The 18,666-nt window shown below is 68.7% G+C and carries 23 protein-coding genes and 1 tRNA gene; 8 read left to right on the forward strand and 16 right to left on the reverse strand.

What is annotated here, in order from left to right:
* Nucleotides 1-62 precede the first annotated feature (62 nt).
* Together pntB and AOM05_RS05145 are read right to left on the reverse strand one after the other, a co-directional pair.
* Entirely contained in the window at nucleotides 63-1,472 is a 1,410-nt protein-coding gene (gene pntB, locus AOM05_RS05140; protein ID WP_062519995.1) for a Re/Si-specific NAD(P)(+) transhydrogenase subunit beta, read from the reverse strand.
* Complete coding sequence (locus AOM05_RS05145) at nucleotides 1,472-3,031, reverse strand: Re/Si-specific NAD(P)(+) transhydrogenase subunit alpha (protein ID WP_062519997.1); 1,560 nt, start codon at nucleotides 3,029-3,031, stop codon at nucleotides 1,472-1,474. Before AOM05_RS05145 ends, pntB begins: the two co-directional genes overlap by 1 nt.
* Before the next feature lie 365 nt (nucleotides 3,032-3,396).
* On the opposite strand from AOM05_RS05145, the gene AOM05_RS05150 reads away from it, so the two are divergent.
* The 3 genes from AOM05_RS05150 to AOM05_RS05160 are packed head-to-tail and all read left to right on the forward strand — an operon-like array spanning nucleotide 3,397 to nucleotide 4,297.
* Complete coding sequence (locus AOM05_RS05150; protein WP_062520000.1) at nucleotides 3,397-3,606, forward strand: hypothetical protein; 210 nt, start codon at nucleotides 3,397-3,399, stop codon at nucleotides 3,604-3,606.
* The gene (locus tag AOM05_RS05155) at nucleotides 3,603-4,076 is read left to right on the forward strand and encodes a hypothetical protein (RefSeq protein WP_062520002.1); all 474 of its coding nucleotides are present in this window, start codon (nucleotides 3,603-3,605) and stop codon (nucleotides 4,074-4,076) included. The genes AOM05_RS05150 and AOM05_RS05155 overlap by 4 nt, the downstream gene beginning before the upstream one ends.
* Nucleotides 4,073-4,297, forward strand: a complete 225-nt coding sequence (locus AOM05_RS05160; RefSeq protein WP_062520003.1) for a hypothetical protein — start codon at nucleotides 4,073-4,075, stop codon at nucleotides 4,295-4,297. Before AOM05_RS05155 ends, AOM05_RS05160 begins: the two co-directional genes overlap by 4 nt.
* 76 nt (nucleotides 4,298-4,373) lie before the next feature.
* On the opposite strand, the gene AOM05_RS05165 is transcribed toward AOM05_RS05160, so the two are convergent.
* Nucleotides 4,374-5,618, reverse strand: a complete 1,245-nt coding sequence (locus tag AOM05_RS05165) for an HIRAN domain-containing protein (RefSeq protein ID WP_062520005.1) — start codon at nucleotides 5,616-5,618, stop codon at nucleotides 4,374-4,376.
* 94 nt (nucleotides 5,619-5,712) lie between these two features.
* On the opposite strand from AOM05_RS05165, the gene AOM05_RS05170 reads away from it, so the two are divergent.
* Nucleotides 5,713-5,919, forward strand: coding sequence for a hypothetical protein (locus tag AOM05_RS05170; protein ID WP_156165041.1), 207 nt, complete (start codon nucleotides 5,713-5,715; stop codon nucleotides 5,917-5,919).
* A gap of 125 nt (nucleotides 5,920-6,044) precedes the next feature.
* On the opposite strand, the gene AOM05_RS05175 is transcribed toward AOM05_RS05170, so the two are convergent.
* From AOM05_RS05175 to AOM05_RS14680, 3 genes are all read right to left on the reverse strand, one after another.
* On the reverse strand, nucleotides 6,045-7,004 hold the full coding sequence (locus AOM05_RS05175) for a hypothetical protein (protein ID WP_062520009.1): 960 nt from the start codon (nucleotides 7,002-7,004) through the stop codon (nucleotides 6,045-6,047).
* Entirely contained in the window at nucleotides 7,001-7,492 is a 492-nt protein-coding gene (locus AOM05_RS05180) for a DUF6932 family protein (RefSeq protein ID WP_062520011.1), read from the reverse strand. Before AOM05_RS05180 ends, AOM05_RS05175 begins: the two co-directional genes overlap by 4 nt.
* A gap of 218 nt (nucleotides 7,493-7,710) precedes the next feature.
* The gene (locus AOM05_RS14680) at nucleotides 7,711-7,845 is read right to left on the reverse strand and encodes a hypothetical protein (protein ID WP_267127696.1); all 135 of its coding nucleotides are present in this window, start codon (nucleotides 7,843-7,845) and stop codon (nucleotides 7,711-7,713) included.
* Between the two features lie 158 nt (nucleotides 7,846-8,003).
* Here AOM05_RS14680 and AOM05_RS14180 point away from each other — a divergent pair, with 158 nt between their 5' ends.
* Entirely contained in the window at nucleotides 8,004-8,153 is a 150-nt protein-coding gene (locus tag AOM05_RS14180) for a hypothetical protein (protein WP_156165042.1), read from the forward strand.
* A gap of 80 nt (nucleotides 8,154-8,233) precedes the next feature.
* Here the strand turns inward: AOM05_RS14180 and AOM05_RS05185 are convergent, their stop codons facing one another.
* From AOM05_RS05185 to AOM05_RS05225, 9 genes are all read right to left on the reverse strand, one after another.
* Nucleotides 8,234-10,786 carry a phage tail tape measure protein gene (locus AOM05_RS05185; protein ID WP_062520013.1) on the reverse strand — a complete coding sequence of 851 codons (2,553 nt, stop codon included), beginning with the start codon at nucleotides 10,784-10,786 and terminating at the stop codon, nucleotides 8,234-8,236.
* Between the two features lie 180 nt (nucleotides 10,787-10,966).
* The gene (locus AOM05_RS05190) at nucleotides 10,967-11,683 is read right to left on the reverse strand and encodes a hypothetical protein (protein WP_156165043.1); all 717 of its coding nucleotides are present in this window, start codon (nucleotides 11,681-11,683) and stop codon (nucleotides 10,967-10,969) included.
* A gap of 6 nt (nucleotides 11,684-11,689) precedes the next feature.
* Nucleotides 11,690-12,427, reverse strand: a complete 738-nt coding sequence (locus AOM05_RS05195; protein WP_062520017.1) for a hypothetical protein — start codon at nucleotides 12,425-12,427, stop codon at nucleotides 11,690-11,692.
* A gap of 367 nt (nucleotides 12,428-12,794) precedes the next feature.
* The gene (locus AOM05_RS05200; protein WP_062520019.1) at nucleotides 12,795-13,244 is read right to left on the reverse strand and encodes a hypothetical protein; all 450 of its coding nucleotides are present in this window, start codon (nucleotides 13,242-13,244) and stop codon (nucleotides 12,795-12,797) included.
* Nucleotides 13,237-13,644 carry a hypothetical protein gene (locus AOM05_RS05205; RefSeq protein ID WP_062520021.1) on the reverse strand — a complete coding sequence of 136 codons (408 nt, stop codon included), beginning with the start codon at nucleotides 13,642-13,644 and terminating at the stop codon, nucleotides 13,237-13,239. Before AOM05_RS05205 ends, AOM05_RS05200 begins: the two co-directional genes overlap by 8 nt.
* On the reverse strand, nucleotides 13,641-13,991 hold the full coding sequence (locus AOM05_RS05210) for a hypothetical protein (RefSeq protein ID WP_062520023.1): 351 nt from the start codon (nucleotides 13,989-13,991) through the stop codon (nucleotides 13,641-13,643). Before AOM05_RS05210 ends, AOM05_RS05205 begins: the two co-directional genes overlap by 4 nt.
* Nucleotides 13,988-15,313, reverse strand: coding sequence for an AAA family ATPase (locus AOM05_RS05215; protein WP_156165044.1), 1,326 nt, complete (start codon nucleotides 15,311-15,313; stop codon nucleotides 13,988-13,990). Before AOM05_RS05215 ends, AOM05_RS05210 begins: the two co-directional genes overlap by 4 nt.
* A gap of 277 nt (nucleotides 15,314-15,590) precedes the next feature.
* Nucleotides 15,591-15,809, reverse strand: a complete 219-nt coding sequence (locus AOM05_RS05220; protein ID WP_062520027.1) for a helix-turn-helix domain-containing protein — start codon at nucleotides 15,807-15,809, stop codon at nucleotides 15,591-15,593.
* The gene (locus tag AOM05_RS05225; RefSeq protein ID WP_062520245.1) at nucleotides 15,806-16,006 is read right to left on the reverse strand and encodes a helix-turn-helix domain-containing protein; all 201 of its coding nucleotides are present in this window, start codon (nucleotides 16,004-16,006) and stop codon (nucleotides 15,806-15,808) included. Before AOM05_RS05225 ends, AOM05_RS05220 begins: the two co-directional genes overlap by 4 nt.
* 77 nt (nucleotides 16,007-16,083) lie before the next feature.
* Between AOM05_RS05225 and AOM05_RS05230 the strand changes: the two genes are divergently transcribed.
* Nucleotides 16,084-16,734 carry a helix-turn-helix domain-containing protein gene (locus AOM05_RS05230; RefSeq protein WP_062520029.1) on the forward strand — a complete coding sequence of 217 codons (651 nt, stop codon included), beginning with the start codon at nucleotides 16,084-16,086 and terminating at the stop codon, nucleotides 16,732-16,734.
* Nucleotides 16,721-17,971 (forward strand): tyrosine-type recombinase/integrase, encoded by a 1,251-nt coding sequence (locus tag AOM05_RS05235; protein WP_062520031.1) that lies wholly within the window; start codon nucleotides 16,721-16,723, stop codon nucleotides 17,969-17,971. Before AOM05_RS05230 ends, AOM05_RS05235 begins: the two co-directional genes overlap by 14 nt.
* Nucleotides 17,972-18,070: 99 nt before the next feature.
* Here AOM05_RS05235 and AOM05_RS05240 read toward each other — a convergent pair.
* A tRNA-Arg gene (locus AOM05_RS05240) sits at nucleotides 18,071-18,143 on the reverse strand.
* Nucleotides 18,144-18,263: 120 nt separating this feature from the next.
* Here AOM05_RS05240 and AOM05_RS05245 point away from each other — a divergent pair.
* Nucleotides 18,264-18,650 carry a VOC family protein gene (locus AOM05_RS05245; protein ID WP_062520034.1) on the forward strand — a complete coding sequence of 129 codons (387 nt, stop codon included), beginning with the start codon at nucleotides 18,264-18,266 and terminating at the stop codon, nucleotides 18,648-18,650.
* Nucleotides 18,651-18,666 lie beyond the last annotated feature (16 nt).

Here is an 18,666-nt window from a genome sequence, read left to right on the forward strand (position 1 = left end):
CCTGCGAGGACGCGAGGCCCGCGCGCGGGCGACCCGCGCATCGTCCCCCCGCGAGGCGGCCGTCAGGCGCCCGCCGTGTCGCTCACGCGCAGGTGGGTGAGGATCTCCTCCACTTGCGCCTTCGCGTCGCCGAACAGCATCGCCGAGTTCACGCGGAAGAACAGCGGGTTCTGCACGCCGGCGTAGCCCGTCGCCATCGAGCGCTTGAACACGATGCACTGCCTGGCCTTCCACACCTCGAGCACCGGCATGCCGGCCAGCGGCGAGCCCGGGTCCTCCATCGCGGACGGGTTGACCACGTCGTTGGCGCCGATCACGAGAACCACGTCCGTCTCGGGGAAGTCGTCGTTGATCTCGTCCATCTCGAGCACGATGTCGTACGGCACCTTCGCCTCCGCGAGCAGCACGTTCATGTGACCCGGCAGGCGTCCGGCGACCGGGTGGACGCCGAAGCGCACGTCCACGCCGTGGCCGCGCAGGTTCTGCACCATCTCCGCGATCGGGTACTGCGCCTTCGCGACGGCCATGCCGTAGCCGGGCACGATCACCACGGACCGGGCGGCGGAGAGGATGTCGGCGGCCTCGGCCGCCTTGACCTCGCGGTGCTCGCCCTGCTCGCTCGCGGTGGACGATGCGGTGCCTCCTTCGGTGCCGAAGCCGCCCAGGATGACGGACAGGAAGGCACGGTTCATCGCCTTGCACATGATGTAGCTGAGGATCGCGCCGGACGAGCCGACGAGCGCGCCGGTGATGATGAGGAGGTCGTTCTCGAGCATGAGGCCCGCCGCGGCGGCGGCCCAGCCGGAGTACGAGTTGAGCATCGACACCACCACGGGCATGTCGCCGCCGCCGATCGCGGCGACCAGGTGGAAGCCCAGCACCAGCGCGATGGCGGTCATGATGAGCAGCGGCGTGAGGCTGTTGGTGGCGATGAACCAGGCCAGCAGCCCGGCGCTCGCGACCACGGCGCCCAGGTTGAGCAGGTTGCGGCCCGGCAGCGTGAGCGGGCGCGACTTCATGCGGGCGGACAGCTTGAGGTAGGCGACGATCGACCCGGTGAAGGTGATGGCGCCGATGAACACGCCCAGGAACACCTCGACCTGGTGGACCGCGTCGGCCTCCTCGGTGAGGTACGAGTTGAAGCCCACCAGCACGGCCGCGAGGCCCACGAAGCTGTGGAGCATCGCGATGAGCTCGGGCATCTGGGTCATCTCGACGGTGCGGGCGCGCCACATGCCCACGCCCGCGCCGATCGCGAACACCATCGCGATGAGCAGGGCGGTCACCCAGGCCTCGCGCTCGGACTGCTGGAGGGCGAGCACCACGGTCGCGGCGAGCGCGAGGCCCATGCCGACCATGCCGAGCACGTTGCCTCGGCGCGCGGTCTCCTGCTTGGCAAGGCCCGCGAGCGACAGGATGAACAGCACCGCGGCGATCACGTAGATCGCGGTGGCCAGCGAGGTGAGGGTCATCAGGCGTCCTTCCTGAACATGCCGAGCATCCGGTACGTCACCAGGAAGCCGCCGAAGATGTTGATGCTCGCGACCGCGGCCGCGATGAAGGAGAGGGTCGAGACCACCGGATCCGCGGAGCCGATCTGGAGGAGCGCGCCCACGAGGATGATGCCGGAGATGGCGTTGGTCTGGGCCATCAGCGGGGTGTGCAGCGAGTGCTTGACGTTGGAGATGACGTAGAAGCCCACGATCACCGCGAGCGCGAAGACCGTGAGGTGCTTGACGGTGTCCGTGTCGGCGAACGCGAGCAGCAGCAGCGCCGCGAGCGCGCCGGCGCCGTAGAGCCAGTTCCGACGCTTCGCCTTCGCGATGGCCGCCTCGCGCTCGAGGCGGGCCTTCTCCGCGAGCTCCTCCTCCGACGGGCCCTGCGCGGCGGCCGGGGCCGGCGCCGCGGAGACCGCGACCGGGGGCGGCGGCCACATCACCTCGCCGGCGTGCGCGACGGTCATGCCGCGCTGGACCGGGTCCTCGAGGTCGAGCGCGAGGATGCCGTCCTTGGCCGGGGTGAGCAGCGCCATGAAGTGGACGATGTTGGTGCCGAACAGCGTCGACGTGTGCCGCGGCATGCGGCTGGTGAGGTCCGTGTAGCCGACGATGGCGACGCCGTTGTCGGACGTGACGGTCCTGCCGGGCACGGTGAGCTCGCAGTTGCCGCCGCCCGACGCCGCCAGGTCGACGATCACGGAGCCGGGCCGCATCACCGCGACCACGTCCGCCGTGATGGTGGTGGGGGCGGTGCCGCGGACCAGCGCCGTGGTGATGATGACGTCCGCCTTCGCGGCCTCCGCGGCGTAGACGTCCATCGCGGCCGCCTGCTGCGCCTCCGTGAGGGGCTTCGCGTAGCCGTCGGCGCTGATCTCCTGCTGCGCCTCGGGGGCGGACACGAACGTGCCGCCCATCGACTCGATCTGCTCGGCGACCTCGGGGCGTACGTCGAAGGCTCGCACCTGCGCGCCCAGGCTGGACGCGGCGCCGATCGCCGCGAGGCCCGCCACGCCCGCGCCGATGACGAACACGGTCGCCGGGGCGGTCTTGCCCGCGGCCGTCACCTGGCCGGTGAACATGCCGCCGTAGTGCTCGGCCGCCTCGATGACGGCGCGGTAGCCGGCGACGTTGGACATGGTGGAGAGGACGTCGATGGCCTGCGCGCGGGAGATGCGCGGCACCGCGTCGAGCGCGAGGGCGGTGACGCCGCGCTTCGCGAGCGAGGCGACCAGCTTCTCGTTGGAGTGCGGCGCCATGGTCGCGACCAGGGTGGCTCCGGGCGTGAGGAGGCGGATCTGGCCCGGCTTGGGCGCGTTGACGCAGGTCACGATGTCCGCGCCCCACGCCTCCTGCGCCGTCACCAGGGTGGCGCCGGCGTCCTGGTACTGCGCGTCGAGGAAGCTCGCCTGGGTGCCGGCTCCGGCCTCGACCACCACCTCGTAGCCGAGCTTGACGAGCTGCGCGACCGAGGCGGGGCTCGCCGCGACCAGCCGCTCGCCCTGGCGCGTCTCCGCGGGGACTCCTATGCGCATCGTCCATCCTGTCCCGCGCGCTCTCGGCGCTCCGGGGCGCGCTGATCGGGGTCGTACCTGCCTGCTTCGAAGGCTAGTGGGCGATCGCGTCGCGCACCCGGGACCTGGGGGCGAACGGGGTCCCGGTTTCGGGGTGGGCATCGCGGGACGATGCGCGGGTGCCCCCGGCTGGATTCGAACCAGCGACCAACGGATTAGAAGTAAGGCGAGGCCCGTCCCGCCCCGTCTCGGCCAATCCCTCTCTGTCTCATCCTGCCTGCTTGATCGGCCACCGCGGGGGCCGCCCGTCCCTGGCCATCCCTCTCGATCTCTGCCAGTCCGTGCACACATTCGTGCACACACCGATCAAGCAACCAGGAGACACCATGGCTGACAACGCCACCCCCAACCCCAGCAGGCTCGCTGATCTGCAGCGCGAAGCGATGCGGACTCAGCTCGAGCGCGACCCCATCACCGCCGCCCGCGCAGCGCAGCGCGACGGCAAGCCCCTCGCCCACTTCGTCCGAGTCCAGTGCGACCGGCGCGGCATCGACCCCACCCCGTACCTCGAGCAGATTGCGGGGGAAGACGCATGAACTCGGCAATCATCCCCGGACGCCGCCACTATCGCGTCGCGGTCCGTCCGCTTGCCGGACCGGACCAGGTCGCGGCGCTCGCGGCTGACGTGCTCGTCCAGCCAAGCAAGCACTACGCCTCGACATTCACCAACGTCCTCGACCCGAAGCGCCGGCCCATGAGGCGCATCGGCGCGATCGCGTACCGCTCCGACCGCGAGCCGTCGCCATACGTCGTGTACCAGTACGGCGGAACCACCAGTGCGGACCTCGCGACGCTGCAGGCACTGGCGGTGCGTCTCAGCGCCGGGGAAGCTGTCGACCCCGAGACGTGGTTCGCGTTGAAGTATCCGGACGGCACCGCGCCCGCCTCCGCGCCCGCGATCTGGGTCGCCCGGCCGCTCGACGACTACGACGACCATGAGCTCAGCACCGTCGCAGCTGTGCCCGACACGATCCCCGCCTTCGTGTTCGACTCGGTCGGTGCATGATGGCGAGCATCTACGACAACGGAGACGGGTCGTTCATCGCAGGCGACCCACCCACCAGCCTGCAGGCAGGCGAGCACTGGTGCCCCGAGTGCGGCGGCGAAGGGGTAGAGCCGTCGATGCAGCTCGATCGCGACCTCGATATCTGCGGCGGCTGCCACGGTGCATGCGTCATCGACTGTCCGGACGGCGGATGCGAGGAATGCGTCCCGCAACGGACCTGACGACCCGCCTGACGCGCGAAACACCCCATCCGACCATCACAGGTCGGATGGGGCGTCTCGCCGTTCTAGGCGCGCCCTACTCCGTGTCATCCCACTCGTACGCCGGGCGTGCCACGCGAGGCGCCCCGGGCACTTCCGGTCCAAGCGCAGCGAGCCAGTCCGAGTCGACTTCCTGGGCCTTCGCGACGTCTAGCGTCACGTCGGCCTTGAGGGCGTTTCCGGCAAGCGTCGCCCGCGAAACGGCGACCTTGCCGCGAGCCTCGATGTACTTCACGAGCGGGAGCAGGTTCCCGGCGCTGGCTGCAGACAGGATTCCGACGCGTTCCCCGCCCACACGGACTTCGACAGTCTCGACCGACGATCGAGCCCGAATCTCATGGATCGCATGAAGGGTTACCGCGAGCGTGACCCCGGACGGCTTGGCCAGCGGGGTCAACACATCCATGTGTTGCTCCTCCTTGGTCACCTGCACCTTTGAACCTCGAGGAAGAACGACGTAAGGCTCCGCCGGCAGGCGGTTGGCCGGCTTGATCTCGTGCAGCTGCGGCATCGTGATGGTGACGCGGCCGTTCACGCGGCCCGGACGCTCAGCAGCCCAAATCCGGGCTGGCACGCGGAGATGCTCGCGGGATTGTGCGAGGCGTCGCACGGTCGGCGCCCATTCGCGTGCTGTGTCGCGGTCGAGGTAGCCGACATGGAACCCGTTCACCCAGATCGATACTGCATTCCCATCGTGCGGGTTCGTGAAGTCAGCCACGACCTCCGCGACATGCTGCAGCTCGGCGCCGTCGCTGATGTCGAGTCCCGCCTCGTCGAAGAGGCCTCGAAGGTCGTCCTCGCGATACGCCTCGCCGACGACCTCGACGCGGGTCCTGGTCGAGCCCCACGGTTCGACCGCCGTCCCCGACGGGGGGAACGCGAGGTGGTCGCCTATGGGTGATTCAGCGACACGGAGCGGGGTGACTGGCTGCGGGGGCACTGTCGTCATGGGAGTCGGGGATTGGTTGTTGCGGGCGCGTCTGGGGGCCACGATCTTGCGCCACACAACGAGCCCGATTGTGCCGAGGAACAGGACCCAGCCTGTGACTTGCGTGCCCACACTGTCTGAGCCAGCCATGGCGATCCCGACGAGGACGAGGATCGCGACCGCGATCCAGCCGAGCGACGGAAGGCAGCCCGACCCGCTGTTGCTCGCCGCGGGTCGCACTATGTCGAACACGAGCGTGTTCTTGGTCCATGCCTGTCCGTCCCAGAAGCTGAGCCGCGTTTCGTCCTTCGGATTACGGGCGTACCAGCCAGCCGGGCCCTGCATCTCGCTCATGAATCCCCCCAGAAGTAGCGATGCCAGGCACGATAGCGCGCGCCAGCGCGAGAGGCGAGCCGCGATGTCAGACAGGTTCGAGACGGTAAGCGGCATGTCGATCACGATGACTGCGGGTGAGCTGGTGGCGGAACTCCGCGGCCGCCAGTGGGTGGTGCGTGACGTCGAGGGTGCGACGGTCGGTTGGATCTCGCCGGCTGGCGAGTACTGGTCGCTGTCGCTGCTGTCGGGTGGTGCCGGCGCGGGGAGGTTCTTCACGGCCCGCGGTGCGCTCGAGGCGCTGGCCAGCGGGCGGATGTGATTACGGCCCGCGGAGATGCTGGGGGGCTAATTTCCGCGGGCCGTCACCGTCGATCGTAGGGCGTCCTCCCTCGTATAGCCGTCGATTCTCGTGACGGATATGTCACACGACGCCGCTTCACTGCGTCACGCGTCGAGCATTCCTTGCTCCTCGAGCTCCAGGGGGTCGATGCGCTCGAGCGTGTAGGCGCGACGAACCACTGAATCGCTTCCGGCGGCGATCACTTCGTCAACGGAGAAGTGGGCGAGCACCTTGCCTTCGGGCGCGTCAAGCTCCACGACGCGTTCGTAGAGTTCGGCGTTGGGTACGGCGGCGGCGAACGGCCTGCCGCTGTCGGGCTCGAAGTACATGACCAGGAGCGATCGTCGACTGCCATCGATGCGGCCGGAGACGCGAAGCGGATGCGTTTCGCGATACGCGGATCCCAGCGCGTCGGCCAGTCGCCGTGCCGATGCGGCGGTGAAGTGCACCGGCTCGCGGGCGCTGCCCGGGCGCTGGAACGTGCCCGTGAACTCCCAGTCGTTGGCGATGATCTGCGATGAAGCGCGGCGAAGGCCGGCGCGAGCACGCACAGGAAGTTGCGCGGCGAACGCGTCGATCGCCGAGTCGTCGTCGCCCGCGAGCATCGCCGCGACCTTTGCAAGGCTGCCAGCGTCAACGTCCTCCGCAAGGGACGACAGGGGAGCCATGTCCTCCCGGGTACGTACCGGCGGCGTGACGAGCGTGACGCGCACGGATCCCAGCGCAAAGCCAGTTACCAGCAGCCGGTTCGAGTAGCGCTTCTTGCGCAGTGTTGCCTTGGACGTCTCCTTCACGGCGTCCATCAGTCCGCGCAGGAAGGCGGTGAGCGTGTCGACGGCGACGGTGTGCTCTGGGGTGTGGGCGTCGTTGAGATGGAGATCGAGGACACCGCTGAACGCAGCGCCCTCATCGGCGAGCGCTGCATGGGTCTGCGGGTCGTCATGCGCCATCGCTCGCATCGACTGGCGCATGATGTCGCCGAGCGGTCCCGCCGGCGCGTGGCGCCAGGCTTCGCGTGCTAACTCGCGGGCGTCGCCGACGTGGAGCTCCATGTCATTCGTCATGCGCGCACCACCTCCACGAACCCCTTCGCATGGCCGATCACTTCTCGGCCGTCTTCGCCCCGCACTCTCGACCACTGGTTCTTCCAGTATGGCGATGCGTGCGGGTCGCCGCTGATGAACCAGTACGCGTCAACGAGACCACCCATCGGCTTAGTCCCGTCAGCACCATTCAAGAGGCTTGCTAGCACCTTATGCTCCGCCTCTGACCACGCTTCTGCGACGTCTTGGGTGTGGTGGGCAACGATGTCGACGTCCTTCGGCGGCGCCCACGGCTTGTGTGTAACGAACCCACCGTCGAGCCACAGTCGCGCCCCGGGGAGAGCGGCGTCAAAGTTCGCGACCCATCCACGTAGGGCGTTGAACAGATGCTCGCGCTCTGCCGCGAACGGCGCGTCGCGCACGAACAGCTGCTCAACCTCATCGAGCGTCGCCCGATGAATCCTCGGCTCGAGCGTGCCGTAGTCCCCCCTTGGTGTCCCCAGCGCCATGGCGGGGAGCCTAGCGCGGCTCATCATCGCTGGAAAGGTGCTGTCCCATATCTCACAAGGACGGCCGCGCAAGGGCGAGCGACGTCCGGGCTCGCACGTGACTCGTCCCGCGGCTGCTGCTAGGGGGGGGCGGGTAGCGCTGCCGCGGGACGAACGAGACCACCGTAGTCGCGCACCGGTGGGGTGCGGCGCGGGTCGAACGTCCCGGGTTCGTGCCTCTATTCGGCGAGCGGGGCGAGGAACATGTTCCCGATCCATTCGCCCGCGGCGAAGACCCAGTCCATGTGGAAGGTGACGACGTAGGCAAAAGCGGCGAACAACAACACGCCGGGAACTAGACCCTTGAGACTCATGGCCGCACCCTATGGGGGTGCTCTGACAGCGCTCGCCCCTGAAACCCGAGGTTGTTCAGCAGATCCGTGCGCTGTCCGACCTTCGTGCGATGGTCATGGCACCACAACCCAAAGGTGAGGAGGCCATCGTGGCTGAGAGCGGTACAGATCATGTCGGTGTGTCGGAAGCCAAGTCCGCGGTGCTGAAGGCGCTGGTGAAGGCGATCGATGATGGCTATCAGGGCGAGGAGATCAAGCAGTACGCGCTCGCGTACCGGCTGCTCCACGGCGGGCCGCAGCCCGGGGCGTCCGTCCTGACCAAGGAGTAGGCCGCCGCCCGTTTCGCTGACACGTGCGACGTCTCGGCACCCTGCCCCTCCCAGAGTGTGCCGGGACGTCGCTCGTGCGGTCAGTTGCGGCGGCCGCCAGTGGAGTCCTCGCGTGCCTGCATCTCACGCTCGAAGTCGTCGATGGTGCCGTGGAAGTGCTCGACGTGGATCCGGCTGTCGCGCTGGTGTGTGACGGACTGGGGGATGATCGTCGGCTGACCGTGGATACCGCCGTCGGCCATGCCCCGGAAGTTCGGCATCCGTCGGATCGTCTCGAGCAGGATCGCGATCGACCGTGGGGACCCGTCGAGCGGGATGAAGGCCTCTTCCACGTCCAGACGATCCCCGACGACACGCATCGTCCCGGGGGCGACGGTCTGTGCGATGGGGGACAGGACGCCACCGAGCGCCATACGGTGCACGTCGATCGCGCCGGCCGCACGGCCGACCACCAGACCGCCGGAACCTCCCTGCCCCATCGCAACATGCACGGCCGGATCGATCGCCTTAACCTGCTCAGCGATCGCGGCAAGCTGCTCGTACGTCTCGGCGTAGTTGTCGAGAGTCACCTTTGTCACGACGTCCTCGGGGATGAGGCCGTACGCGTCGGCGAGGTTCTCGGCTTCCTTGGTGGTCAGGCCGAGCGCCTCGAGCTGATCGACCAGGTTGCCCCGCATCTCCTCGAGCGACTCCGCTGCCTCGTCGGCACCCTCACCCGCCTTGAGGGACGCCTCGGCCTGCGCCTCCATGCCGGCGGCGATCCCGTCGAGCTGTTCCGCGAGCGCCTGGCCCGCATCCGTCTTCGTGTTGACCTTGCCGGCGTCGGTGAACAGCGCCGACGCCTTCTCCTTCGCACCGTCAGCGGCGATGCCGACCGCGTCGATATCCTTCGCGAGCGCGAACGTCCGGTCATGCAGGGCGGCGTCAGCGAGCAGGCCGTCCCCGAAGTCGTTGAGCTTGCGCTGCGCCACGTCGAGGCCGTTCGTGATGAGCTTCTCGCGGATCGTCGCGCCGGCGGCCGCTGCCGCCTCATCCGCGCCACGCATCGCATCTGCCGTCTCACGGAGGCCTTCGATCGAGCCGGACAGCTGCTGGTCGCCCGGGAGTCGATCGAACCCGTCAAGCGCGCCCGCGATGCCGTCGACCAGATCGGCGAGCGGGCCAGCAACGAAGTCGCCCACGGCCTCCCCGCCTGTGGCGATGCCGTCGACGATCGCGCGACCCATGTCGAGTGCCCCGTTCGCGACATCGAGGAGGAAGCCCACGACGGCCTCACGGTTCTCCGTCACGAAGTTCGCTGCACCTTCGATCTGGGGTGAGAATGCGCCCGCGAGGGCACCCTTGATGCCGTCCGCTGCGAGCTCGATGTTGCGCACTGCGGTGTCGATGGCGTTCTGGTCGTTGTCGGTCAGGGTCGCGAGGGCGTCGCTTGCGGCACCCTCGACGTCCCCCAGCTGCTTGACGGCGTTGGACAGGTCCATGGCGTACAGGGCGTCGCCCATGTCCTCGGCCTTGGTACCGAACAGCTCGACCGCGATCGCGTCACGCTTCGCCGGATCTTCGATGGCGCGAAGCCGGTCCAGGGTGACGTCGAGTGCGGACGCTGCAGCGTCGCCGCCGCCGGCGATGTCGTCACGCATATCACGCACGGACAGGCCGAGCGCCTCGAATCCGTGGCGGGTCGTGTCGGATCCGTCGATGGCACGGATCGCGAATTCCTTGAGGGCGTCCGCGGCGGTGTCGGTGTCGCGTGCGCCGGCGGCGATCGCCTGACGCAACAGGCCGAGGGTCTGCGGACCGGTCAGTCCCAGGTCACGGAACTTCGTGGAGTATTCGTCGAGCGTGTCGAGCCAGTCCTCGGACACGTTGAGGCCTGCCTGCTGGCCCTTCACGATGATGTCGAATGCCTCGTCCGCGTTGGCGGCGACGCCGGTCTTGATGAGCTGCGCGCTTGAGCGGGCGATGCGTGACGTCTCCTCACCGATGAGGTCGGAAATCCCGGCGAGGTCGCTGATGATCGTCTGCGCGTCACGCTTGGTGGCGTCCGGGTCGAGGAGGCTGGTCTGCACGGCGATCCGTGCGGTGTCGAAGTTCTCCTCGATCGACGCACCCCAGTTGTCCGCGTACGCCTCGCCAGCTGCACGGCCGAGACGGCCGACGGTGACCGGGTCCAGACCGGAGGTTGCGGCGAGACGGTCGGAGCGGACCTCCACGGCGAGGCCGTCCTGGAACGCCTGCACGAGTCCGTCGGCGACGGCCTTGCCGGCGAGTGCGACGGCACCGGCGATGGGGATGGTCGCGAGTGCGCCCACGATGCCCGCTGAGAGGCCAGAACCTGCAGCGTCACCCGCACTGCGGCCCGCCTTGTCTGCGTCGTTCTCAAGGCTGTTGAGCGCACCCTCCGCCTGTGTCGTGTCGGCGGTCACGGTGATATCGGAGTCGGGCAGCGACCGGGCGGTGGATTCGACCTGATCCATCGTGCGGAGTGCGGACGCGCCGTCCGCGTTGACGGCGATGTCGACGCTGCTGCCGTCGAGAGCCTTCTGGCGGGCCTCGACGCGCTGCGCGCCCTGCTCGAACGGGGTGATGTTGGCGGTGAAGAGGGATTCGAGTTCTGCGACTCGGAGAGTCATGGCGGGGGTCCTTCCGGGCGGATCAGTTGGGGGTGTCCGTGGGGGCCGGCCATGGCCATACCGGCCCCCACGGGTGGACCGTCACGTAGATCCCGATCACCGGTGACGGTCCAGCGTCACCGCGAAGGTGGGGCGGGCGAAGATCACGGACGCGGTCGCCCCACCTGTCGCGGTGCGCGGCTACGCGGCGTCCTCCCCACCTGTCGGGACGGCCGCGTTACCGGCCTGTGCGGCGGCGTAGTGGCTGTCGACAGCCGCCTGCAGTCCACCGGCGGTCGCCTGTCCGGCGAGGACGTTCCGCGTGTGTCGGAGCGCGGGGCCGGCACCGGCGTGGACGACAGCTGCAGCGTGGGACGCGTCGAGCAGGTCGGCCTCCGCCGTCTTGCCCGCCTGGCGCAACGCCTTCGAAAGGCGCTGGTCCACGGCCCGCTCGAGCGGGCTGGCGTCGAACGGCTCGTAAGTGCCGGCGGCGACGCCCTTCGAGGCGTGGGCCTTGTACGCCTGCGCGTCGAGCATCGCGGGCGCGTTCGTGCGGATCGCGATGGCCTCCTCGATGGTCGCGTTCGCGAGGACCGTCTGCAGGGGCATGCCCTGGTCGAGGCGGGTCTTCACGTGCGCCCATGCGCGGTCGACGGTCGCGGCGTCGACCTTCGGGCGAGCACCCTGGCCGAGCCGCGCGACGGTCGCGGATTCGGCGTCGAGGACCGACTCGAGACGGTCGATCTGCGGACCGTACTTCGCGGCGACCTCCTTCGCGAGCTCGTTGCGCTTCGCGTTGAGGCCCTCATCGGTCAGGTGCTCGTCCTGGTGGGACAGCGCCTTGGCGCGCTCCTGCTGGGCCTCGCGGAGGAGGTCCTTGAGGGCCGTCGCGGTCTTCTTCATCGCTTCAATGGTCATGGTGGTTCAGCTCCTTCGGCCGGGGCCGTAGTTGACGTAGGGGGTGCCGTTCGCGTCCTGCATTGCGACTGCGGGACGAATACCTGTCTCATCGATCTCGGTGTAGATGGCTGCGAGACGGTCGATGTAGGCCGAGTCGAGGGTGTCGCCGCCGGCGTCCTCGATCGTGAACCCCTTGCGGCCGAAGTAGGCGAGCAGGATTGCGTCGTCGGCGTTGGCGGAGTCGAGGTAGGCGACGCCGTCGACGAAGTACGCGCTGTGCGCGTTCGGGTTGGTGTTGTGGCGACCGTTGGCGAGAGTCCCCGCGGGTGCGATGACACGCTTCGCAGTTGCGGGCAGGGTCTCGTCTTCCGGAGCTGCGATGCCGGGTCGGGTGTAGTCGCGGTAGGGGATGACCCGGCGGTCGTCCGGCCGCGAGGGCGCGGACGAGGGGTCGCCGTCCCAGTCCTCGGCCGGGGTGTCCAGATGCGAGGTGCCGACTGCGCCGGTGTCCGCGTACGTGTCCGCGAACTGTGCGACGAGCGTCGCGTGCTCTTCGGGGATCTCGGCAGCATCCTCGACGACGAATGCCGCCGCTTCAGCGCCGTAGGGCCCGATCTGGGACATCTTCCGCTCGAAGTACGAGATGAGGACGGCGTCGTCCGTGTAGGCGACGCCGTTCACGAAGTAGACGACGTTCTCGCCGTTGCCGGACGGGCCGTTTGCGGCCTCGCCCGCGTGGGCGGTGATCTTCTTCAGGGGCATGGTGGGGTTCCTTACTCGTTGCGCCCGGGATAGGGCTGGTTGATCCGGCTCTGTCGGGGGAACCGGACGATCGGGACGTCACCGGCACGCAGGCTGCGGCCGGTGACGGGGGCGGGATTGCTCGGGCGGCTGAGGGCGGGAGCATCGGATTCGGTATCCACAGCCGCACGATCTGCCTGGGGAAACACGCGTGTGAGCACCATGTGTGCACTCGTCTCGCGGACTTTGCGCGGGTGGTGCTTCGGGTTCCGTGGCTTCGCACGCATGCCGGGGCCGCGTCCGTCGCGAGCGATGTCCGCTTCGGCGGCCTGACAGCGGGCCTTCCGCACTCCCAGGTCGTGCGACTGCCCCCGCTTGCTCGACTTCCTCACTCTGCTGCTCCATTCGTACGCTCGGCGAAGTACTTCTCCGTGGCTTCCGCGACTGCCGCGCCGGCGGTGCCGATCCGCTTCGCGAGCTCGTCCTCGCCCATGTCGCGTAGCCGGTGTGCGAGGCGTGTGAAGTCGGCCCGCTGCGGCACCCCATCCGCTGGCAGCGGGAGACGTGCGACGGTGAAGGCGTGCTCGATGTCGGCAAGGAACGCGGCCTGCATGTCTTGCAGCTGCACTGCTGTCGGGTCCATCGGGACGCCTGGCATGACCTCGTCGGGGTTGCGGGTGAGGGCGACGAGACGGTCGGCACGCTCGTACTCGCCCCGCTGGTGGAAGACGCCGACGGCGGCACGGATCTCGGCTGCGGTCGGCGGCGTGCTCGAGGTGATGCCGGCGGCGTCGAGCATCGCGCGGATCATGGCTGCGGTGTCGTGGCTGTCACTCATTGCGGGTCCCGTCCTCGCGCGCGTGCGGCTGCGCGTGTATGGAAGTTCGGGAATGTTCCCGTTCCGCTTCTCTCGGGGTGTCTGTGGGGATGACGTAGACGGTGACGTCGTAGCCGGCCTTTGCGAGTCGTGCGGCTCGTGAGTAGGCGGTGCGGGGGTCGATGGTGATGCGGCCGCGTGCAGGCTCTTGGGGGACGTGGACGCTGTAGCTGACGGGTGTGTCTTTGCGGATGCGGCGGCGCATGAGGTCGGTCAATTCGATCGGGGTCCATGCCGCGGGGACGCGGGTGAACTCGTCGGCGGGGATGCCGTGGCGCTTGAGGAGGCATGCCATGCGGGATGCGCGTTCCCCGTCGGGCGGGATCGTGATGTTGTGGCGTGCGCTCGAGGCGGTGGTCATCGTCGGACCCCCTGCATGCGGTCGAGGTCGGGCAGCTCGACACGCATGTGCCACGAACAGAGTCCGATGAGGAGCTCGAGGCGAGTGCCGGCGACCGCGGCGGTGAGCTGCGCGGTCTGGATAGCGGGGTTGAAGGCGGGCCGGCAGCGGTCGCACGTGCGGATCGTGAGGGCGGCGTGATCGAGTGCGCCGATGGTGAGGGGCGCGATAACCGTCGCGCGTCCGTGTCGGACGGTTGCGCGGCGCGTGGTGCCGATGAGGGCACGGACGCGAGCGGTCGCGATTCGGCGGAGCCACGGTGAGGGTGTCGTGATCGCGAGGTGCTGTACGGCCGTGGTGGTGGTCATGGGTGCGGCCGTCCGGGGAGGTTGAGGGTGATCTGGTCCCCGGTGACCTCCCCGCTCCCTATAGGGGAGCGCGGGGAGGACAGGTCAGGTCCCTCCGGGAAGGTTGCGGGAATCTCGGGAACGTAGGCGATTGAGTAGTGATTCGCGGCATGCGGACCACGTGCGCAGGTGTAGTAGCCGCGTGCGACGCCGAGCTTGAGGGCTTTGCCCTCCTCGCCCTTCGAGAACGACAAGCCGGCCTCGCGGAGACGCTCGGTGACCTGCTTGCCCGTCGAGCCCGGGTGCTTGCGGAGGATCTCGGTGATGGGCTCGATGAGGGCTTCCTGGCGGCGGTGCGCTGCCGCGACCTTGCGCGATCCCGTCCCGGCGAGGGAGAGCGTGCGCGTGACGTCGTCGTAGTGCAGCTCGTCCTCGTCGACCAGGACGTCGCGTCCTTCGGCGCGGAGGAATCGGCGGCCTTCGTCGTCGCGGGTGAGGTAGATGATCGAGTCGGCCCAGTCCTCGAGCGCGGACGATCCGCGTGACCGGTCGGCGTTCCATCCGGCGTGCGTGGTCAGGACGAGGTCCTTCGCGCCGACTTCAGCGCGTGCGAACGTGTCGAGCTCTGCGAGCCATGCGGCGACCTCGCCGGCATCGTTTTGGGACTGGCCGGTGTACGCGCGCCCGAAGGGGTCGACGATGAGTGTCTCGATCTCGAGCTCGCGGAGGCGGGCAGCGAGCTGGTCGCGTGTGCGTCCGGGCTTGAGGGGACTGGCGACGCCGCGGAGGTTCGCGATCACGAGGAGGTCTTCGATGTCGTCGTCGAAGCCGGCGTCGGCGGCCCATCGTGCGATCTGGTGTCCGGACACCTCGAAGTTCAGCAGGCCCACGGGTCCGGAGGTGAGGGTGGTTTCGAAGCGGCCGAGGAGGTGCTCGCCGGTCGCGAAGGCTCGCGCCATGTTGAGGGTGAGGGTGGTCTTTCCGGTCTTGCGCTGCGCAACGATGAGGGTGCCTCCGTTGGCGGGCATGAGGCCCGCCGCGCGCCATGGCGGTTCGGTCGAGTTCTCGAGGTGCTCGCCGACGGTGGCGATGTCGAGGATGGGCTGCGGGTTGCGGGCGGCTTGGAAGTCGGCGTACGCGCGGCGTGCGTCATCGCGGGTCTTGAGCTTCATCGCCTCTTCGGCGACTTCAAAGGGGTACTGCTCGGGCTGGCGGAGCTTGTAGCCGGCGACGCTGGCCGGGATTCCCAGGCTCGCGGCGTGCATCTGCAGTGTCACGAGGTCGTCGGCCCGCTGCACGGCCGGGGACTGTGTTGCTTGAGGGCTGTCGGGGGCGGCGTTCACGTGGCCTCCACGACGATGTCGTAGGAGCCCCAGAGTTCAGGCTTGACGCAGTGGGAGAGGCGGTTGCCGGGGTGTTCGCCGGCGTACTCGCGGGGCCAGCCGTGGACGTGGAGTCGGCGGCAGTATGGGCAGCGGACGGTCACGGTGCGATTGCCGGGACCCTTCGACACGCGAAGGGCCTTCACGACGATCGCCTTCTCGTCAGGCTCTGCAAGGGGCGGGCGGTCTTTGCTCTCCGTGGTCGACGGTGCGGGGTTCGATGTCGTACGTCGCTCGCTCAAGCCGCTTCACCGCCGGCCTGCTCGCCGAGCATGGCGAGGAGCTTGGGGACGGGGACGAGGATGCGGCGTCCGAGCCGGACGGTCGGGATCTCGCCGGCGGCGGCGGCGGCGTAGATGCCGGTCTTGCCGACGCCCATGATCTTCGCGGCGTCGGGCCACAGCGGGATCGTGGCCTTGTCACGGATCGCAGTGAGTGCGGGTGCGATGGCGTTCACGATGCGACCGCTTCGCGTCGCTCGTCGGCCCATCGGGCGACGTCGCTTGCGGCGTACAGCACGCGACGGCCGATCTTGGTGGCGCGGGGTCCGATGCCTCGGTGTCGCCAGTAGCGCACGGTGTCGATGTTGGTGCGGAACTTCGCGGCGAGCTCCTCGGTGGTGAGGTACGTCTCTCCGGTACTTGCTGCGTCCATGGTGTCCTCCAGGTTCACTGCCAATCAAATCCATCCAGCCGTTGCGCAAGCAAGGCACTAGTGGTTGACTTCATGGCATGACGCAACAACGTAAGTTCGAGGTCTCACCCGTCGAGCGGAACATCGGCCTCAACGCCGGACGCATCCGCAAGGAGAAGCAAGCCGATGGCCGAGGCTGGTCCCTCGCGGACGTGTGCCGGCAGCTCGAGAAGCGCGACAGGACCATCAATCTCGACGCGGCGTCCCTCAAGCGCATCGAGGAAGGCAAGCAGCGCATCCGCTACTCGGAAGCAATCGCACTGTCGAAGGTCTTCGGTGTCGATCTCGAGGTCATGCGCTTGCCGCCCGAGCTCGCGGCAGTCGACGGGATTCGCGCGCTCGTAAGGCAGTGGGGTGACGCGACGCGCGCGTGGAATGCCCACGTCAAGGGCGAGCGCGCTCTCTACGCGAAAGTCGAGGAGGCCGAGGCCCGCATGGTGGAGGCGTTGCCTGACGACGAAGCGTCGCGCGAGCACGTGATTGCGGAACTCGCCTCCGTGCGCCGCGCGCTCTACGGCACCGACCACGACGACAACAAGCAATGGGCGCGCAACTTCTACAGCTGGAAGAAGGGCGTCGTCGACGACGCATGGATGGACCGCCTCGACCGCGACGAAGGAACGCCCAGGGACATTGCCCTGCGCGACTACATCAACGAGGGCGGTGAGTTTCCCGATGTCGACGCGTGAGAAGCCTGGTGTCGCCTGGCGGTGCGGCTGCCGCGACGAGGCGGGCAAGCTGCGCTGGAAGACGTGCGAGCGGTTCGGCGAGGCCGCGCACGGATCCTGGGGTTACCGGACGTCCGTGACGGACCCCGGCACCGGACGCCGGCGGTGGATCACGAAGTTCGGATTCCCGACCCAGGCGAAGGCCGTGACCGCGCTGAACAAGGTGCTGCGCGCGAAGGATGACGGCGCGCTGCGACACGACGAGGGCATGACGCTCGCCGCGTACCTCGAGCGGTGGCTCGAGCGGGCGATCGCCGCCGGTGACATCCGCCCGACCACGGCACGCTCGTACCGGGGGCACATCGACCACACGATCGTCCCCACGATCGGTGCGGTGCGACTGCGGGATCTGCGGAAGGTCCACGTGAACCAGATGCTGCACGCGGCGACCACGAAGACGGACCCGAAGGGCAAGCGGCGTGCGCCGGCGACCGTACGCCGCATCCACGCGACCTTGCGCGCCGCGCTGTCCGACGCGGTCGGTGAGGAGCTCATCGCGACGAACCCGGCAGCTGGTGCGGGACTCGCGCTGCCGAAGGCGACCCGTCCGGACCTTGCACCGTGGGAGCCGGCCGAGGTCGCGACGTTCCTCGACTCCGTCGCCGAGCATCGTCTCGGTCCGCTGTTCGAGGTTGCCGCGTTCACCGGTTTGCGTCGTGGAGAGGTGTGCGGCCTGGCGTGGGAGGACGTCGACCTTGAGGCCGGTGTCATCACGGTCCGCCGGCAGCTCGTCGCGATCTCGTGGGACGTTGAGGAGCGGGCCCCGAAGACGTCGAAGGGTGTGCGCCGCGTCGACCTCGCTGACCGTGCGGTCGACGCGCTCAAGGCTCAGCAGGTGCAGCAGGCGGAGGACGCGAAGGCGTGGGGCACCGCGTGGCACAAGACGGGCCGCGTTTTCACCCGCGAGGACGGCACCGACCTTCACCCCGAGCGGGTGTCGAAGACGTTCGAGAGCCTCACGAAGCGGGCGGAGCTGCGCGTCATCCGGTTCCACGATCTGCGGCACACGGCGGCGTCGCTACTCATAGCCGCCGGGACGCCTATCGCGGTTGTGTCGAAGATGCTCGGGCACTCGTCGATCGCGGTCACCGTCGACGTGTACGGACACCTGCTCGAGGGCGTCGGTACGGCGGCCGCGAACAAGGCTGCCGACCTGGTGCCGGCACCGTCGAAGCGTCGTCACCTCAAGGCGGTGTGACGTGCTCACGGGGGCTCGCGTGCACACATCGTGCACACATGGGGATTTTCAGGGGGTGTCGCACCTGGTCAGGTTGGCGTCATGCCTGGTAATTCTCGGTGCCCCCGGCTGGATTCGAACCAGCGACCAACGGATTAGAAGTCCGACGCTCTATCCACTGAGCTACGGGGGCCGGCGGCGCTCGCACGCCGGGACCAGGGTACCTGCGCGTGCCCGCGCGACCCGCGCATCGTCCCGTTGCCGCACCCGACTCCGCGTCCTACCGTCGAAGGGGCGACGCGAGGAGGCCGTCATGGACTGGAAGCTCGAGGTGGTGGTGGTGCCGGTGAGCGACGTCGAGGCGTCGCGCGACTGGTACCGGGACCGCATGGGGTTCGTGCTCGACTTCGATCAGGAGGTGGGGCCGGGCATGAGGATCGTGCAGCTGACGCCGCCGGGCTCGGCGTGCTCGATCGTGATGGGTCACGGGATCGGCCAGGGAGAGCCCGGGTCGCTCCAGGGCGTGCAGCTGGTGGTGCATGACGTCGAGGCGGCGCGCGAGGAGCTGCTGGGTCGCGGCCTCGATCCCGGGGAGCCGCAGGTGATGGCGCCGGGGGACGGCGGCACGTTCCTGTTCTTCGCCGATCCGGACGGCAACGGCTGGGCCGTGCAGCAGTACCGCGGCGGCGAGGGCGGGTGAGCGCGACACGCGCCCG

The organism is Demequina silvatica (assembly GCF_000971215.1).
Lineage (GTDB): Bacteria > Actinomycetota > Actinomycetes > Actinomycetales > Demequinaceae > Demequina > Demequina silvatica.

What these genes read in the sequence shown, in the direction of transcription:
- pntB (WP_062519995.1), bottom strand. Translation starts at nt 1,472, where the DNA reads ATGACCCTCACCTCGCTGGCCACCGCGATCTACGTGATCGCCGCGGTG.
- AOM05_RS05145 (WP_062519997.1), bottom strand. Translation starts at nt 3,031, where the DNA reads ATGCGCATAGGAGTCCCCGCGGAGACGCGCCAGGGCGAGCGGCTGGTC.
- AOM05_RS05150 (WP_062520000.1), top strand. Translation starts at nt 3,397, where the DNA reads ATGGCTGACAACGCCACCCCCAACCCCAGCAGGCTCGCTGATCTGCAG.
- AOM05_RS05155 (WP_062520002.1), top strand. Translation starts at nt 3,603, where the DNA reads ATGAACTCGGCAATCATCCCCGGACGCCGCCACTATCGCGTCGCGGTC.
- AOM05_RS05160 (WP_062520003.1), top strand. Translation starts at nt 4,073, where the DNA reads ATGATGGCGAGCATCTACGACAACGGAGACGGGTCGTTCATCGCAGGC.
- AOM05_RS05165 (WP_062520005.1), bottom strand. Translation starts at nt 5,618, where the DNA reads ATGAGCGAGATGCAGGGCCCGGCTGGCTGGTACGCCCGTAATCCGAAG.
- AOM05_RS05170 (WP_156165041.1), top strand. Translation starts at nt 5,713, where the DNA reads ATGTCGATCACGATGACTGCGGGTGAGCTGGTGGCGGAACTCCGCGGC.
- AOM05_RS05175 (WP_062520009.1), bottom strand. Translation starts at nt 7,004, where the DNA reads ATGACGAATGACATGGAGCTCCACGTCGGCGACGCCCGCGAGTTAGCA.
- AOM05_RS05180 (WP_062520011.1), bottom strand. Translation starts at nt 7,492, where the DNA reads ATGGCGCTGGGGACACCAAGGGGGGACTACGGCACGCTCGAGCCGAGG.
- AOM05_RS14680 (WP_267127696.1), bottom strand. Translation starts at nt 7,845, where the DNA reads ATGAGTCTCAAGGGTCTAGTTCCCGGCGTGTTGTTGTTCGCCGCTTTT.
- AOM05_RS05185 (WP_062520013.1), bottom strand. Translation starts at nt 10,786, where the DNA reads ATGACTCTCCGAGTCGCAGAACTCGAATCCCTCTTCACCGCCAACATC.
- AOM05_RS05190 (WP_156165043.1), bottom strand. Translation starts at nt 11,683, where the DNA reads ATGACCATTGAAGCGATGAAGAAGACCGCGACGGCCCTCAAGGACCTC.
- AOM05_RS05195 (WP_062520017.1), bottom strand. Translation starts at nt 12,427, where the DNA reads ATGCCCCTGAAGAAGATCACCGCCCACGCGGGCGAGGCCGCAAACGGC.
- AOM05_RS05200 (WP_062520019.1), bottom strand. Translation starts at nt 13,244, where the DNA reads ATGAGTGACAGCCACGACACCGCAGCCATGATCCGCGCGATGCTCGAC.
- AOM05_RS05205 (WP_062520021.1), bottom strand. Translation starts at nt 13,644, where the DNA reads ATGACCACCGCCTCGAGCGCACGCCACAACATCACGATCCCGCCCGAC.
- AOM05_RS05210 (WP_062520023.1), bottom strand. Translation starts at nt 13,991, where the DNA reads ATGACCACCACCACGGCCGTACAGCACCTCGCGATCACGACACCCTCA.
- AOM05_RS05225 (WP_062520245.1), bottom strand. Translation starts at nt 16,006, where the DNA reads ATGGACGCAGCAAGTACCGGAGAGACGTACCTCACCACCGAGGAGCTC.
- AOM05_RS05230 (WP_062520029.1), top strand. Translation starts at nt 16,084, where the DNA reads ATGACGCAACAACGTAAGTTCGAGGTCTCACCCGTCGAGCGGAACATC.
- AOM05_RS05235 (WP_062520031.1), top strand. Translation starts at nt 16,721, where the DNA reads ATGTCGACGCGTGAGAAGCCTGGTGTCGCCTGGCGGTGCGGCTGCCGC.
- AOM05_RS05245 (WP_062520034.1), top strand. Translation starts at nt 18,264, where the DNA reads ATGGACTGGAAGCTCGAGGTGGTGGTGGTGCCGGTGAGCGACGTCGAG.